The sequence below is a fragment of the Comamonas sp. MYb69 genome, from assembly GCF_037479315.1.
Taxonomy (GTDB): Bacteria; Pseudomonadota; Gammaproteobacteria; order Burkholderiales; family Burkholderiaceae_C; genus Comamonas.
The window spans coordinates 155,340-170,137 of sequence record NZ_JBBGZG010000005.1 but is presented as its reverse complement, the minus strand read 5'-3'; the positions used below and the strand labels follow the sequence as shown (position 1 = coordinate 170,137).

General features: G+C 65.0%; 17 protein-coding genes. 9 read left to right on the top strand and 8 right to left on the bottom strand.

Features of this window, described 5'->3' with window-relative positions:
* Positions 1–83: 83 nt before the first annotated feature.
* From WH303_RS09040 to WH303_RS09025, 4 genes are all read left to right on the top strand, one after another.
* A complete protein-coding gene (locus WH303_RS09040; protein WP_339518060.1) occupies positions 84–1,196 on the top strand; it encodes an FAD-dependent oxidoreductase in 1,113 nt (370 codons plus the stop codon).
* A gap of 37 nt (positions 1,197–1,233) precedes the next feature.
* A complete protein-coding gene (gene thiS, locus WH303_RS09035; protein ID WP_312987620.1) occupies positions 1,234–1,431 on the top strand; it encodes a sulfur carrier protein ThiS in 198 nt (65 codons plus the stop codon).
* Between the two features lie 68 nt (positions 1,432–1,499).
* Positions 1,500–2,309, top strand: a complete 810-nt coding sequence (locus WH303_RS09030; RefSeq protein ID WP_339518059.1) for a thiazole synthase — start codon at positions 1,500–1,502, stop codon at positions 2,307–2,309.
* Between the two features lie 12 nt (positions 2,310–2,321).
* Positions 2,322–3,245, top strand: a complete 924-nt coding sequence (locus tag WH303_RS09025) for a thiamine phosphate synthase (RefSeq protein WP_339518058.1) — start codon at positions 2,322–2,324, stop codon at positions 3,243–3,245.
* Positions 3,246–3,257: 12 nt separating this feature from the next.
* Here the strand turns inward: WH303_RS09025 and WH303_RS09020 are convergent, their stop codons facing one another.
* The 3 genes from WH303_RS09020 to dusA all read right to left on the bottom strand — a co-directional run bounded on the left by WH303_RS09020 (position 3,258) and on the right by dusA (position 6,606).
* Positions 3,258–3,695, bottom strand: coding sequence for a hypothetical protein (locus tag WH303_RS09020; protein ID WP_339518056.1), 438 nt, complete (start codon positions 3,693–3,695; stop codon positions 3,258–3,260).
* Complete coding sequence (locus tag WH303_RS09015) at positions 3,692–5,278, bottom strand: TM2 domain-containing protein (RefSeq protein WP_339518054.1); 1,587 nt, start codon at positions 5,276–5,278, stop codon at positions 3,692–3,694. Before WH303_RS09015 ends, WH303_RS09020 begins: the two co-directional genes overlap by 4 nt.
* A 308-nt stretch (positions 5,279–5,586) precedes the next feature.
* The gene (gene dusA, locus WH303_RS09010) at positions 5,587–6,606 is read right to left on the bottom strand and encodes a tRNA dihydrouridine(20/20a) synthase DusA (protein ID WP_339518053.1); all 1,020 of its coding nucleotides are present in this window, start codon (positions 6,604–6,606) and stop codon (positions 5,587–5,589) included.
* Between the two features lie 320 nt (positions 6,607–6,926).
* Between dusA and WH303_RS09005 the strand changes: the two genes are divergently transcribed.
* The gene (locus WH303_RS09005) at positions 6,927–7,502 is read left to right on the top strand and encodes an immunity 22 family protein (protein ID WP_339518051.1); all 576 of its coding nucleotides are present in this window, start codon (positions 6,927–6,929) and stop codon (positions 7,500–7,502) included.
* 75 nt (positions 7,503–7,577) lie between these two features.
* On the opposite strand, the gene WH303_RS09000 is transcribed toward WH303_RS09005, so the two are convergent.
* Both WH303_RS09000 and WH303_RS08995 read right to left on the bottom strand, forming a co-directional pair.
* Positions 7,578–8,393, bottom strand: a complete 816-nt coding sequence (locus WH303_RS09000) for an MlaE family ABC transporter permease (protein ID WP_027011264.1) — start codon at positions 8,391–8,393, stop codon at positions 7,578–7,580.
* A gap of 83 nt (positions 8,394–8,476) precedes the next feature.
* Entirely contained in the window at positions 8,477–9,034 is a 558-nt protein-coding gene (locus tag WH303_RS08995; protein WP_339518050.1) for a peroxiredoxin, read from the bottom strand.
* Positions 9,035–9,254: 220 nt separating this feature from the next.
* Here WH303_RS08995 and WH303_RS08990 point away from each other — a divergent pair, with 220 nt between their 5' ends.
* Entirely contained in the window at positions 9,255–10,241 is a 987-nt protein-coding gene (locus tag WH303_RS08990) for a Bug family tripartite tricarboxylate transporter substrate binding protein (RefSeq protein ID WP_339518049.1), read from the top strand.
* A gap of 91 nt (positions 10,242–10,332) precedes the next feature.
* On the opposite strand, the gene WH303_RS08985 is transcribed toward WH303_RS08990, so the two are convergent.
* Both WH303_RS08985 and WH303_RS08980 read right to left on the bottom strand, forming a co-directional pair.
* Positions 10,333–11,082 (bottom strand): 2OG-Fe dioxygenase family protein, encoded by a 750-nt coding sequence (locus tag WH303_RS08985; RefSeq protein WP_339518047.1) that lies wholly within the window; start codon positions 11,080–11,082, stop codon positions 10,333–10,335.
* Between the two features lie 138 nt (positions 11,083–11,220).
* Positions 11,221–11,658 carry a universal stress protein gene (locus WH303_RS08980; RefSeq protein WP_021028467.1) on the bottom strand — a complete coding sequence of 146 codons (438 nt, stop codon included), beginning with the start codon at positions 11,656–11,658 and terminating at the stop codon, positions 11,221–11,223.
* 194 nt (positions 11,659–11,852) lie between these two features.
* On the opposite strand from WH303_RS08980, the gene WH303_RS08975 reads away from it, so the two are divergent.
* On the top strand, positions 11,853–12,815 hold the full coding sequence (locus WH303_RS08975) for an aldo/keto reductase (protein ID WP_339518045.1): 963 nt from the start codon (positions 11,853–11,855) through the stop codon (positions 12,813–12,815).
* A gap of 19 nt (positions 12,816–12,834) precedes the next feature.
* Here WH303_RS08975 and WH303_RS08970 read toward each other — a convergent pair whose 3' ends face one another.
* A complete protein-coding gene (locus WH303_RS08970) occupies positions 12,835–13,608 on the bottom strand; it encodes an SIR2 family NAD-dependent protein deacylase (RefSeq protein WP_021028469.1) in 774 nt (257 codons plus the stop codon).
* Positions 13,609–13,793: 185 nt separating this feature from the next.
* Here WH303_RS08970 and WH303_RS08965 point away from each other — a divergent pair, with 185 nt between their 5' ends.
* On the top strand, positions 13,794–14,252 hold the full coding sequence (locus WH303_RS08965) for a VOC family protein (protein WP_339518043.1): 459 nt from the start codon (positions 13,794–13,796) through the stop codon (positions 14,250–14,252).
* Between the two features lie 51 nt (positions 14,253–14,303).
* Positions 14,304–14,771 carry an SRPBCC family protein gene (locus WH303_RS08960; RefSeq protein ID WP_339518042.1) on the top strand — a complete coding sequence of 156 codons (468 nt, stop codon included), beginning with the start codon at positions 14,304–14,306 and terminating at the stop codon, positions 14,769–14,771.
* Positions 14,772–14,798: the final 27 nt, after the last annotated feature.

The window sequence follows — 14,798 nt, the reverse complement described above, 5'->3', positions numbered from 1 at the left end:
TCCGCAACCCGATCCAGGTCATGCTGGCGTGGGGAGTTTTCGGCAGCTGCGCGCACTGTTTTGTCTATTGCCAATTACAAAACATGCCCTCTCAGCCCTTCATTTCTCCCCAATCCCGTATCACCATTTTGGGCGCTGGCCTGCTGGGCCGGCTGATGGCGCTGGAGCTGTCGGGGCGCGGCTTCTCCATCGATCTGTATGACCGGGGCGGGCCGGATGCCGAGCATGCCGCAGCGCGTGTGGCCGCCGCCATGCTCGCGCCGCTGGCCGAATCGGCCGTGACCGAGCATGGCGTAGTGCGCATGGGCCAGTATGGGCTACAGCGCTGGCCCGCGTTGCTTGCGCAGCTGGAGGCGCCGGTGTTTTTGCAGCAGGCCGGCACCATGGTGGTCTGGCACCGCCAGGATGCTGCGGAAGCCCAGCGCTTCCATGGCATCTTGCAGCGCACACAGGCGGCCATCCCCGAGCTGCCGCCTTTGCAAACCCTGGGCGCCCCCCAAATCGCCGCGCTGGAGCCAGCGCTGGCCGGGCATTTTCAGTCCGCCTACTACCTGCCCGGCGAGGGCCAGCTGGACAACCGCCAGTTGCTGGCCGCGCTGGTGCCTGCGCTGCAAGCGCGGGGCGTGCGCCTGCACTGGCAGCAGGCGCGCGAGCTGGATGACTTTGCGCCCGGCGCGCAGGGCCAGCCCGATCTGCTGATCGACACACGTGGCCTGGGTGCCAAGCCGCAGTGGAGCCAGCTGCGCGGCGTGCGCGGCGAAGTGCTGCGTGTGCATGCGCCGGAGGTACAGCTGCGCCGCCCCACGCGCCTGATGCACCCGCGCTACCCGATCTATATCGCGCCCAAGCAGGACCACCACTTTGTCATCGGCGCCACCGAGATCGAGTCCGATGACATGTCGCCGGCCAGCGTGCGCTCGGCGATGGAGCTGCTGAGCGCCGCCTACACCGTGCACAGCGGCTTTGCCGAGGCGCGCATCCTGGAGATCAACACCCAGTGCCGCCCGACTTTGCCCGATAATCTGCCAGCCATCCGCCAGGTGCGGCCAAGGGTGCTGGAGGTCAATGGCCTCTACCGCCACGGCTTCATGATCTCGCCCGCCGTGCTGGACTGCGCGGTCGAGCTGCTGCTGACGGGCGAGGCCCCCCTGGCAGCACGCTTTGGCATGGATGTGCGCCTGCTCGCGACGGCCTGATGGCCCGCAGCCCTATGATGAGCCTTGAATGATGACGATACAGATCCTCTTGAACAACCAGGCCACGGCCTTGCCCGAAGGCGCCACCATTGCCCTGGCCCTGGCGCAGCTGCAGCCGCGCCCGCCCTTTGCCGTGGCCGTCAATACAGAATTTGTACCCAAGGGACAGTACGACAGCCGCCAGCTGCAGGCAGGCGACAAGCTCGAAGTCATCTCGCCCGTCACCGGCGGCTGAGCTCGCGCGCCATCCGCCCGGGCTACCTCGCCAGCGCCCCTGACCCGTATTTACCCAAGGCCTTTGCCATGAACGCCAATCTCTCCTCCGACGACGCCCTGGTGCTCTATGGCCAGCGTTTTCAAAGCCGCTTGCTGCTGGGCACCTCGCGCTACCCATCGCCCGCCGTGCTGGAAGCAGCGGTCGCCCGCGCCCAGCCGGCCATGGTGACCGCATCGCTGCGCCGCCAGGGCAGCAATGCCGCCGAGACCGGCAGCGATTTCTGGGCGCTGCTCAAGCGCCTGAATGTGCCGGTGCTGCCCAACACCGCCGGGTGCATGCGCCTGCAAGAGGCCATCACCACCGCGCAAATGGCGCGCGAGGTGTTCGAGACGCCCTGGATCAAGCTGGAGCTGATTGGCGACGACTACACCCTGCAACCCGACACCCTGAACCTGGTGGAGGCCGCCTCCATCCTGATCAAGGAAGGTTTTCAGGTGCTGCCCTACTGCACCGAGGACCTGGTGCTCTGCCAGCGCCTGGTCGATGTCGGCTGCCAGGCTGTCATGCCCTGGGCTGCGCCCATTGGCACCGGCCGTGGCCCCGTCAACCCGTATGCGATGCAGACCTTGCGCGAGCGCCTGGATGTGCCGCTGATCTGTGACGCGGGCCTGGGCTTACCCAGCCATGCCTGCCAGGTCATGGAATGGGGCTTTGACGGCGTGCTGCTCAACACGGCCGTCGCGCTGTCGCAAGACCCGGTTGCCATGGCCGGCGCCTTTGCCGATGCCACCGCCGCTGGCCACGCCGCCTTCCGCGCCGGCGCCATGCAGGCGCAGGACATGGCCCAACCCAGCACCCCGGTGCTGGGCACGCCGTTCTGGCACCAGAGCAACTAAAAGGCCATGTCCATGCACGCCACCACCACGGCCACCACCCCAGCCCAGATCGCACAGGCCATCACCGCTGCCCACCAGGCCGCCTTTGCCAGCTTTCCGCCCCAACCCACGCCTGCGCTGCCCGCAGAACGCCAGCACGATGCCGTCTACGCCGGCGCGTTGGCCGCTTGCAGCGCACTGGGCTTTATCGCTATCGATGCCGAATGTCTGGCCAGCGCCTGGAGCGCGCAGACCGCCCGCACCGGCCAGTTCGATCCCCAGGCCTGGCCCACGCAAGCCGCGGATTTTGGCCTGCTGACCAGCGGCGGGCCCGAGGCCTTTGCACCCTGCCCCCAGCGGCTGGGCCTCTATGCCGTGCTGCCAACGGCCGAATGGGTGGGCCGTCTGGCGCGCGCAGGCGTGCCGACGGTGCAGCTGCGCTTCAAATCCGACGATGCCCAGGCCATTGCTGCAGAGATCGCCGCTGCCGTGGCCGCCGTTGAAGGTACCGGCGCCCTGCTCTTTATCAACGACCACTGGCGCCAGGCGATTGCGGCGGGCAGCTATGGCGTGCACCTGGGCCAGGAAGACCTGGATGCGCTCGGCGCAGCAGAGCTGGCCGAGCTGCGTGCCAGCGGCGTGCGCCTGGGCGTCAGCACCCATGGCTATGCCGAGATGGTGCGCGCCAGCCAGGCGCAGCCCAGCTATATCGCGATGGGGGCGGTCTTCCCGACCACCTTGAAGAAAATGGCCACCGTCCCGCAAGGACTGGCCCGCCTGCAGCGCTACGCCGCCTTGACGCGCAGCTACCCCCAGGTCGCCATTGGCGGCATCTCGGCAGCGGAGTTTGCGCAGGTGCGCGAAAGCGGTGTTGGATCGATTGCCGTGGTGCGCGCCATCGTCAACGCGGACAAGCCCGAGGCCGCAGCCGCCGACTTGATGGCGCTGTTGGGCTAAGCGCGGCCCGCGCTACACCACATAAAGCAGCACGGCATCACGCCGCTGGGCCGCTGCCTGCCAGAAGCCGCGCAACGCGGCCTGCCGGCGCACCCACAGCCGCAGGGCTTCCAGATCGGGCGCGCTGCCATCTTGCGCCTTTTGCCAGGCATGCATGCGCTGCACCAGCTGGGCTGCGCTGATGGCGGCCAGCCGTTGCGCACTGTCCGTCACCAGGTCGGCCGGCCAGGCCCAGCACTGCTGGGCCAAGCTGCCCTCCACCGCCACACCGGCCTCAATCTCGGGCAGGCGTTGCATGTCTTGCTGCCACAGGCTGCCCTGGTCCAGCATCGCGAGCGGCCCGCCTTGCGCAGCACTGCGCTGCAGGTAGTCATCCATCGCCGATGGCTCGACCAGCAAGCCCCGCAGACCATGGCGCGGCAGCGCATAAAAAAGTCCTTGCACGCTCATACCGCCTCCCTGATCGCTGTTTTTAACTGCTGCAGATGCGCGCTGTTGTCCGGGTCACAGATCTGCACCAGCAGCAGCGCTTTTTTCAGGTAGCTGCGGCGGGCATCGGTCTGCCCATGCACCGCCAGAAATGCGGCAAACACCTCATAGGCCCGCGCTGCGGCCAGCGAGTAACCCCGGCAACTGCGCTGCTGTATGCGCAAGGCCTGCTGCACCAGGGGCTTGACCCGCGCGGGCTGGTGGCGGATGGCAAACGCGGCGTAGCCGGCCAGCATGACAGACACCGCCTCCGGATCGGGCATGCGCTGGCCTTGCTGGTCCAGCCGGTCAAAGCTGTCCAGGTACAGCGCCAGCCGCTGCCAGCATTGCAGCGCCTGCGCCGTCTCGCCCAGCGCTGCATGGCTGGCGGCCATGCGCTGCAACAGCGCACACAGTGCCAGGGCCTGGGCTGCAGCGTTGCCTCCGCTGCGCACATCGACCAGGGCCTGCGCTTGCGCATAGTGCTGCACAGCACGCTGGTGGTCGGCCTCCGCCTGGTATCCATCGCCCAGGCGTTCCAGCGCCTGGCGCCGCAGAGTGGCGGGCACAGCAGCCCCCTCGCGCGCGGCCAGCGCCAGCAAGGCCTGGCCATGCCCACGTTGGCGCGCCGTATCGCCCAGATGCTGGGCCATCTCCATCGCATGCAGGTGGTGCTGCGCCAGATCGGTCAGATCGCCGCTCTGGGCGGCCTGCAAGGCAATGGTCTGCTCACACAGTGCCAATGCCTGGGCCCAGTCCTGCGCTTGCATCAGCAGCGGGTACTGCCCTGGCTGCAGTGCAGGGGTGGCAGCGGCGCCGGGCGCCATCTTAGGCGAGCGCAGGCGCTGCAAGCAGGCTTGCGCCTGCTGCACCGGTTGCGCCAGCTCGGCAAAAGCCGCGCCCAGATGCACACCCATCTGCAGCTTTTTGCGAGCGGCATCGAGGTGTTCGGTTTGGTAGAAGGTCATCCCCTGCAGCAGATAGGCCATTGCCAAATGGGGATCGCTTTGCGGTTTGCGGCTGCGCTGGGCCAGGTACCTGACCAAGGTGTCCGCCTTGGCATGCGCGGTCTGCACATCCCGGTGTGCCAGCGCATCGCCAATATGCTTTTGCGCCATCTGGATGGCCAGCGACTTTTTGTCGGCCTGCAGGTCCACTACGGGCTGCGGCCTGGCGTCCGGCAAGACGGCTGCGGCTCCCAAGGCCTGGGCCACAGGGGCAAGCGCCGGCGCTGCGGCAGCCTGCGCGCTGGCTGCTGGCTGCGATGCCTGCGCATCGAGCTGGGACTGCGCAAAGGCGGACAGGCGCGAATCCATGTCTTCCTCGACCCGGAAGTAGTCGAACAGCCAAAAGCCGTCCCGCAGCAGCCAAAAGACCACCGGTCCCAGCAGGTAAGGCGCGTAGCGTGCAAGGGGGCCTCCCCATAGCCACAGCACCGCGCACAGCACGCTGATGCCCAGCTGCGCCACGGCGCTTGCATAGCGCCCCAGATAAAAGCGGTGAGCGCCCAGCCACCCCACCGCCAACAACAGGCCCAGAGCCCATCGTGGATTTTTTTCCCCCATCCCTCATCCCTTGTGCTTTGTTTGGTCTGCACTTTGCCGCCCAGGCATGCACCGCATTGGCGCTGCCCGAGGCGGCATATATCGCGGGAAGTATAGCAACCGCTACCGGCTGCGCCAGGTCAGCCAGCAGGCGCGGGGCTGCAGTTGGGAGCCGCTGCCGCTTTGGCAGCGAAGGGTTTTGGCAAGGAGTGTCGGGCCTGAAAATCAGGCCTGCGCGAGGGCGTTACAGAGGCCAGCCGCTGCGCTGCTGCCGCGCAATACCCGTTGGCAGCGGCCGGCAACGACCAGCTGCCGCCGGCATTGCCGTATCAAATATTTACCAAAACGGGGGCGCCGGTTTGGCGCTCGGGCTTGGTGCGGGCCGCTTGCATGACTTCATGCGCTGGCAGATGCTTCATGCGGTGGTCGCTCCAGACCTGGCGCCAGCGGCGTGCACCAGGCATGCCCTGGCGCAGGCCCAGCATATGGCGGGCAATGGCGTACCAGTGCGTCCCGTGCTCGGCAGCTTCACGCTCCATATAGCGCACCATCGCCTCTTCAACCGATTCGCGGCTGATGCCGCTGTTGGGCTCGGCGCCATAAAACTGGGCATCCCAGGTCGCGAGCCACCAGGGGTTGTGGTAGGCCTCGCGCCCCACCATCACCCCATCGACCTGTTCGAGCTGTGCCAGCACGGTGGCATCATCGGCAATGCCGCCATTGATCGCGATGGTCAGCTGCGGAAAGTCTTTTTTCAGCTGGGCCACGACGTCGTAGCGCAGCGGCGGAATCTCGCGGTTCTCCTTGGGCGACAAGCCCTTGAGCCAGGCATTGCGGGCATGCACGACAAACACCTCGCAACCCGCATCGGCCACCGTGCCGATGAAGTCACGCACAAAGCCATAGCTCTCGTTTTTGTCGATGCCAATGCGGTGCTTCACCGTCACGGGGATATCCACCACATCGCGCATGGCCTTGACACCATCGGCCACCAATTCCTTCTCATTCATCAGACAGGCGCCAAAGGCACCGCGCTGCACACGCTCACTGGGGCAGCCGCAGTTGAGGTTGACCTCGTCATAGCCCCAGTCCTGCGCCAGCTTGGCGCATTGGGCCAGGTCCGCAGGCTCACTGCCGCCCAGTTGCAAGGCCACCGGGTGCTCCTCTGCAGAAAAGCGCAAGTGCCGCGCCACATCCCCATGGATCAGCGCACCGGTCGTCACCATCTCGGTGTAGAGCAAGGTCTGGCGCGTGAGCAGACGGTGAAAATAGCGGCAATGGTGGTCGGTCCAGTCCATCATCGGCGCAACGGACATGCGCCAAGGGCTGTGGGGTAGAGATTCGGTCATGGTGGTAGCGCGGCCAAAGGCTGGCCCGAGAATGGGTGGCCTGCACAGGTGGTGGCAGCATAGGCAGGCAATCGGCTATTTTAAATCTTCCGAAAGAGGCTGCCGGCCAGCACGAAAAATGGCCTGCAGATGCCGCCTCGGTGCAAGGATGGATTGCCGGATTGAAACCACCAGCAATACCCTGTTTGACCTCGGAGGGTAAAAATCCAGGAGCGGCAAAAATCAGATAAAAATGATGCGGCCGTGCGCTCTCTTTGCATCGCTGTACCCACGGGCACAGGCACTGAGTCAGGCGCTCTCCTTTTGTGACCGCAACTGCCATGAAGAAGAAAACCCATTCCGAAGCCTTTCGCCGCCATTTGGTTCATGAAGCGCTCAACCGCACCCCATCCGGCGGATTCTCGGTACTGGAAAAACGCCATGGCCTGCGCTCGGGCACCCTGTTCGACTGGGTGGCAGAGTTTGGCACCGACCTGGCACCCACGGCCTTTACTGCGCAGCATGTCTGGATCGGCAACTCCGCCACCAATGCCCAAGAATTCAACCGCTATTTTGACTATGACCCCGGCTACTGGAGCATCGACGATGAGCGCCTGGCGCATAGCAGCGAGGATCTGACCGGTTGCCGCTTCTGCCAGGATATGGGCAGCCGCTATTTGTACGACGAGGACCTGCTGCTCGTCATCCACAAGCGCGCACCCATGCCCGTGGCAGGTCTCGTGGGCTTGGGCGCATTCCGCTCAGACACGGCAGTCGCTGCCGTCATGGAGGCCTGCTCTCGCCACCACCTCGCGTCGGCCAACGCCATGTTTGTCTATTCAGACCCGTCTTGGCAGGTGGCAGACCTGGACAAGCGCTACAACGGTTTGCACTATATGGGGCTGTTTGCCCGCTAAGCGAAGTACCAGCGCAGTGCCGCAGGTAGGCAAGGCGCCCTCTGCTTTGCCCCCGTGGTTTAGGCCAAGGACACGCTAGTAGTAGTTCCCCAGCAGTGACGCAACCTCAATCAGCACCAGCACCGCAAACATGCGGGCCAGGCCGCCCAGGTCGGAGGCAGGGCCCAGCATCTCATCGCGGCGCATGCCGTAGGGCCGGTTCATCGCCGATGCGGTGGGGATCAATGCCACGGCCAACCCAAACAGCAGGGTCTTGAGCCCAAAGAGCCAGGTCACCATGGGGGTGAACACGCTGGCAAACATGCGCGTGTAGAGCTCAAACCCGACCCAGCTCAGGCCATAGACGCTCAGGTAGACCATGACCAGCGACACCACGCAGGACAGCGCGGCCAAGGTGACGGAGGCATACATGCTGGCCACGACCAGGGGCAGCATCTCCGTGCGCACAGGGTCATAGCCATGTTGGCGCAGGCGCTCAAAATGCCCGTCCTCGCGCATCTTGGCAAGCGACGCGCCAGCGGGGATGGAGCAGCGCATGGCCACGAACAAGGCCGCCGTCAGCGGAATGAGCTCGAGCACCAGCACACGGATGACCATCTCGACAGCGACGCGCGAGAGGCCGTAGCTGGTGGCGGTGACAAAGACGATGCGCGCCACCACCAGGCATAGCAAGGCGGCCAGCGCGGTAAAGCCCAGCAGAATGGGCGCCGTGTCGACATACATGCGGCGCATCAGTCGCGCGCGGGTTTGCGGGCCGTAGCTGCTGGGCGACATCAGCATCACCAGCACGACGGCGCCCAGGTAGAAAATGCGCCACCAGGCCACCGCCCAGCGGCGCGCCGTGCGCCAGGTCCGGTGGGGCCATTGGGGTTGGAGCAGACTTGCCAGCATCAGCCGATCATAGGCGATAGACGCCAGCATGGGCAGTGTTCAGCAGAGGACCGAGCGCTGCTGCCACCCGCTGCCAGCGCGTCTCAAGACTTCTGGCGTGCCTTCCAGGCCTGCACCGCCTTCAAGGTCTGCTGCACATGCTCGAGCGGATCGCTGCCCTCGTGGGCATAGATCACCTTGCCGTCCGGTGCGATCACATAGGAGATGCGTGACGCAGTACCGGGCCGTGCGGCGGAGCCCGCGTCATAGGCCTGGATGGCCTTGGCATCGGGGTCGGAGGCCACGCTGAACTGGTCGCGGCAGGCTTCGCTGGAGAAGCGCTGCATCGTGGCAATGTCGTCATGCGAGATGCCGACGACCTGCGCGCCGGAGGCCGCAAAAGTGGGCGTGGCCTCGGCAAAGGCATGGGCCTCGATCGTGCAGCCCTGGCTGAAGGCCTTGGGGAAGAAGTACAGGACCACGGGGCCGCGCTTCAAGGCCTCGGCCATGTCAAAGCGCTGCACCTTGCCAGCCAATGCTGACTGCGTGCTGAACATCGGTGCCTGGGCACCAACGGCCAGCGCCGCCTGGCTGGGCAGGCTCACCAGGGCCGCGCAGCCCATCACCACCGAGGCCAAAGCCCCCACGAGTTTTGATTTCATAGTCGATCCTTCTGTTGTCATCCACCTACGCCTCCAGCCTGGGCCATAGGCGACAGATCCTGTTTTGTGCCTGCTGCTCATCGCTCCACACGACAGCCCCTAGAATATGCCACCTGGCGTGATGGCATGCATCATCACCCCTTTGACCGTTTATGCAACTACCTCCTTGGCCGACTCTGCAAAAGCCATGCGAAGGTGTCACTCTCAAGGAGACAACAAAATGATGAAACAGATTCTGCAGTGCGCCGCAGTGGCGCTCACGGTGGGGGCCGCTTCGGCTGCCATGGCACAGGGTGCGGGGGCAGACTACCCCGGCAGCAAGCCCGTCCGCATGGTCGTGCCCTTCCCGCCGGGCGGCGGCACCGACATCATCTCGCGCATCATTGCACAAAAGCTCAGCGAGCAAAACCACTGGACGGTGGTCGCTGACAACCGTGCCGGCGCGGGTGGCACCATCGGTATCAGCGAAGTGGCCAAGGCCCAGCCAACGGGCTATGACATCGTCATGGGCCAGAAGGACAACGTGGTGCTGGGCTACTACCTGTACAAGGGCCTGCCCTGGAACCCCGCCAAGGACCTGACCCCGATCGCCCATGTGGCCTACTCGCCGGTTATCATCGCCACCTCGGAAAACAGCAAGTTCAAGACCTTGAACGATGTGATCGCCGCCGCCAAGGCCGATCCCGGCAAGATCACCTATGGCTCGCCCGGCAATGGCACCAGCATCCATATCGCTGGCGTGCTGTTTGAGAAGGCGGCCGGCGTCAAGCTGACCCACGTGCCGTACAAGGGCTCCAACCCCGCCCTACTCGACACCCTGTCCGGCAATGTCGATCTGCTGGTGTCGTCCGTGCCCTCGGCCATTGGCCAGATCAAGGCTGGCAAGCTGCGTCCGCTGGCTGTTACTTCGGCCAAGCGCAGCAGCTCGCTGCCCGATGTGCCTACCGTTGCGGAACTGGGCATGAAGGGCTTTGATGTGAGCACCTGGTACGGCCTGTTTGGCCCCAAGAACCTGCCCGCGCCCATCGTCAGCAAGCTCAACACCGAGGTCAACAAACTGCTGGGCCAAAAGGAAGTGCAGGATTCCATCCTGGCCCAAGGCGCAGAGCCCCAGGCCATGTCCGTATCGGACTTTGACAAGTTCTTCCACAAGGACTTCCAGGACGCCAAGGCCATTGTTGAGGCCTCGGGCGCGACCATCCAGTAAGCCCCAGGGCTGGGATACGACAAGGGCACCTCGCAGGTGCCCTTTTTGTGGCCAGGCCAAAGGCCCGAATGGCTAATGGCGATGCCAGCCTTCAGGCGCCGTCTCCCTGGAAAGCCTCGCGGCGCAGGGTCACCACCAGCGTATCGCGGTGGCCCGGTTCCTCACCCACTGGTTGGATCGGTGTGCTCTCATGAATCATGCGGGCATCGTCGAGCAGCATCAGCGACCAGGGCTCGGTCAAGGTAAAGCGCAGGCCTTGCGGGCCCTGGGCATCAAACACCCGGGTCTCCCCGCCCTTGATGCCTTCGCGCGCGACCAGAAACACCGCCACCAGGTCCACGCCATCGCGGTGCGCGCCTTCGGGGGTGGGCCGGCCAATGCCCTCGGCCGTGTCGATGCGGAACTGGTGGGCCTCGGTGTACCAGGGTGCCTGCCCAGTGCTGGCAAACAGCGCCTGCGCCGTATACCCCAGCGCCCGCATGATCTGGCGCCAGGCGGGCAGCGCCTGGGTGCTGGCTGCGACGGGCTCAAACCAGCGCTGCATGCCGCCATGCAAGGCGTTGTATTCCACCGGCTGCCAGTGGGCGCGGTGCGTCACCGCCTGCACCTGGTCGTCCTGCACCACATAGCAGGAATGGCGGCGCTTGCGGTAGCGGCCACCGTCTTTCAGGTAGGCATCATGGGGCATGGCCTCCCAGTGGCTGCTGAGTGCTGCCAGCGCATCGGGTGGGCAGGCTGCCCACTGCGCCACGGCCGCAGGGCTGAGCACCGCATAGCCATAGGCGCGCAAGGTGCCGTCCACCTGGTCGGCATCACAATAAGGAGGAGGAAAGGACTGCATGTAAAACTCCGTCAAGCGGGCGAGCTTACGGCGGTCACAAAAGCATTGCGTGCTACACAACTTTGGGCAGCGCCGCAGCGCTGCCCGGTAGCCATCGCCTCAATGAAAACGGCAGCAAGCGGGGTGCCGCCGCAGACCTTACTGGCGCACCACCAACACGGGGATCAGGCTGTCGCTCAGCACGCGCTGGGTCACGCTGCCCAGCACCAGCTTTTCCAGGCCCTTGCGGCCATGCGATCCCATGACGATCAGGTCGGCCCCCGTGGTTTTGACGGCTTCCATCACGCCGTCGTGCACGGAGTGGCCCTCGCCCATGACGGTGTCCACAGGAATACCGGCCTGCTCCATCGCAGTTTTGACGGCATCCAAGGCAGTGTGCGCATCGGCAGTGGCGGCAGACAGGTACTGCGCCTGGCCATAGGCAAAATCGGCGCCCACGCCGGTGAAGGGATAGGGATCGATCACATACACCGCAGTGACCTGGCTGCCAAAGGCCTTGGCAAGACCGGCAGCCTTGTTGACGGCAAGCATGGAGGTGGCAGACCCATCGACCGGCACCAGAATATGTTTGAACATAGTGTCACTCCTTTTTGTTGTTGCATGCATAACTTACTCTAAAACGCAGGGCCCGGCAAACCTGGCAGGCCCAGCAGCACTGCCACCTATGCGGCAATTGCGAGCGGTTTGCGCTGCATCAACGATAGCACTGCGCCAGCCCGCGCCGCATAATGTTTGCTCCGCCCTGCTGGGCACTGACGCGCGTATTCGCTATGACAACATCCCTGCGTTCTCTTGGCCGATCCCCTCTGCAAGTCTCGCCGCTGTGCCTGGGCGGCAATGTGTTTGGCTGGACGGCTGACGAGGCCACCAGCTTTCGCCTACTCGATGCCTGGCTGGATGTCGGCATGAACTTTGTTGATACCGCTGACGTGTACTCGCGCTGGGCGCCTGGCCACAGCGGCGGCGAATCGGAGCGCGTGCTGGGCAAATGGCTGCGCAGCTCGGGCAAGCGTGCGCAGGTGGTGTTGGCCACCAAGGTCGGCAAGGACATGGGCGATGGCAAGGTCGGCCTGCGCCCGGAGTACATCCGCCAGGCGGTCGATGCCTCCTTGCAGCGCCTGCAGACCGATTACATCGACCTCTACCAATCGCATGACGACGACGCGCAGGTACCGCTGGCCGATGTGATGGGCACCTTTGGCGAGCTGATCGCCGAAGGCAAGGTGCGTGCTGTGGGCGCCAGCAACTACAGCGCAGCGCGTTTGGCCCAGGCGCTGCGGACCAGCGAGCAGCATGGCCTGGCGCGCTATGAGAGCCTGCAGCCGCTTTTCAACCTCTACGACCGTGCCGTGTTCGAGCAAGAGCTGCAGCCGCTGTGCGTTGCGCAGGGCGTGGGCGTCATCAATTTCTACAGCCTGGCTGCCGGCTTTTTGACCGGTAAGTACCGCAAGGCCGAGGACGCGAGCAAAAGCCCGCGCGGCGCCAAGACCACCCAGCTGTATCTGAACGACCGGGGCTTGCGCATTCTGGCCGCGCTCGAACAGGTGAGCAGCCGCACGGGCGCCCCGATGGGCGAGGTGGCCGTGGCCTGGGTCATGCGCCAGCCGGCCATTGCCTCGCCGATTGCCAGCGCCAGCAACCTCGAGCAGCTGCAGTCGCTGATCCGTGCCAGCCAGTTGCAGCTCGATGCCGAGGCGATGGCCACGCTCAACGCCGCCAGCGCCGAGGCTTGAGCGAAGGCAAGCGAAAAGCCTAGGCCAGCAGAGCCGGCAAAATCTGTGCCGAAGGCAGGCGCCAGCAGCGGTCGGCCACGCTGTCGAGTGCGGTCGGCTCGGGGTTGATGACCACCACATGGGCGCCGCCCCGGGCGGCGATATGGGCCAGTCCGGCCGCCGGGTAGACATGGCCGGAGGTGCCAATCACCAGCATCAGGTCACAGGCCTTGGCGGCATCTTGCGCCTGCTGCAGCTCGGCATGGGGCAAGGCCTCGCCAAACCAGACCACCGCCGGGCGCAGGTAGTTGCCGCAGCCAGGGCATTGCGGCGGCGCATCGCCTTCGGTAAAGCGGGCATCGCAACAGGGCTTGGGCGGCAGCAGCCAGCGGTTGTCCATCAGATTGCCATGCAGGCACAGCACTGGCGTACTGCCCGCACGCTGGTGCAGGCCATCGACGTTCTGCGTGACCAGGGTCATCCGGCCGGGGTGGCGCGCCTGCCATTGGGCCAGCGCCACATGGCCGGCATTGGGCATCACCTGGCGGACCAGATCACGGCGGTACTGGTACCAGTCCCAGACCCGCTGCGGATGGGCCAGAAAACCCGCCTCGCTGGCCATCTCCTCGGGGCTGAACTGCGCCCAGTAGCCCGTCTGCGCATCGCGGAAGGTCGGTACACCGGACTCCGCACTGGCCCCTGCCCCCGTCAGCACCAGCAGATGCCGCGCATTGTGCAAGCGCTGTCGCAGGCTGGCAATTTCTGTATCGGCAAGCGGCAGGGCTGCAGAGGTATCCAAGGGATCAAAAGACATAGAGGCGGCAGTGAAGAACAGGCGCTCAGCATACGACAAGGCTTGGGCGCCACCGCTCCAGTCCAGCATCGCCGTGCAGGGAGAGCTCTAGGCGATTTACATTCAGAAACGGTCATCACGATTTGGAGATGGACACGATGGTCGGGCCGAGCCCAGAATGGCTGACCCACGACGAGGAGACAAGAATGCAATTCATCCCCTATCTGAACTTTGATGGCGATTGCGCCGAAGCCATGGCCTTTTACGCCCAGCTGTTTGGCGGCCAGATCATGCACCAGATGCGCTTTAGCGACATGCCGCCTGGCGAAGGCATGCCACCGCTCCCGCCCGAGGCGCAATCCCGCCTGATGCATGCCCACCTGCAAGTGGGCAGCCAGGCGATCATGGCCTCGGACACCATGCCTGCGATGCCCGGCGCCAGCGCCGAGACCTGCGGCGGCGGCTATGCCAAACCCCAGGGCATGTGGGTCTCCATCGGTGTGGATTCCGCAGCCGATGGCGAGCGCATCTTCAACGGTCTGGCGGATGGTGGCCAGGTTGCGATGCCGTTTTCTGCCACCTTCTGGTCGCCCGGCTTTGGCATGGTCACCGACCGTTTTGGCACGCCCTGGATGGTGAATGTCCAAACGCAGCCCGCGGCCTGAGGCCCTCCCCATCCCACTGCCAGACCCGCAAAACGCACCAAGCCAGCCACCATGTCCGTACAGCCCCATCTCCACGATCTGGTGCTCAGCCGCCTGATCAACGCCCCCGCCGCCACCCTCTACCGCTGCTGGACCGAGCCTGCACTGCTGGCCCAATGGTTTGTGCCCAAACCCTGGACGATTGCCAGCGCCGACATCGATGTACGCGTGGGCGGCGGCAGCCAGATCGTCATGTGCGACCCGCAAGGCAACGAATACCCCAATGCCGGCGTGTACCTGGAGGTGGTGCCCGAGCGCAGGCTGGTGTTTACCGACGCCTATACCGCTGGCTGGGTGCCAAGCGCCAAACCCTTTATGACCGCCATCATCGAGTTTGAGCCCGATGGCGGCCAGACGCGCTACACCGCGACCGTGCGGCATTGGAGCGAAGAGAGCCGCAAGCAGCACGAGGCCATGGGCTTCCACACCGGTTGGGGTACGGCCACCGACCAGCTGGTCGCCCTGGCCGCCACGCTGTAGCAAAGGCTCGATCGCTGCGATGTAGCG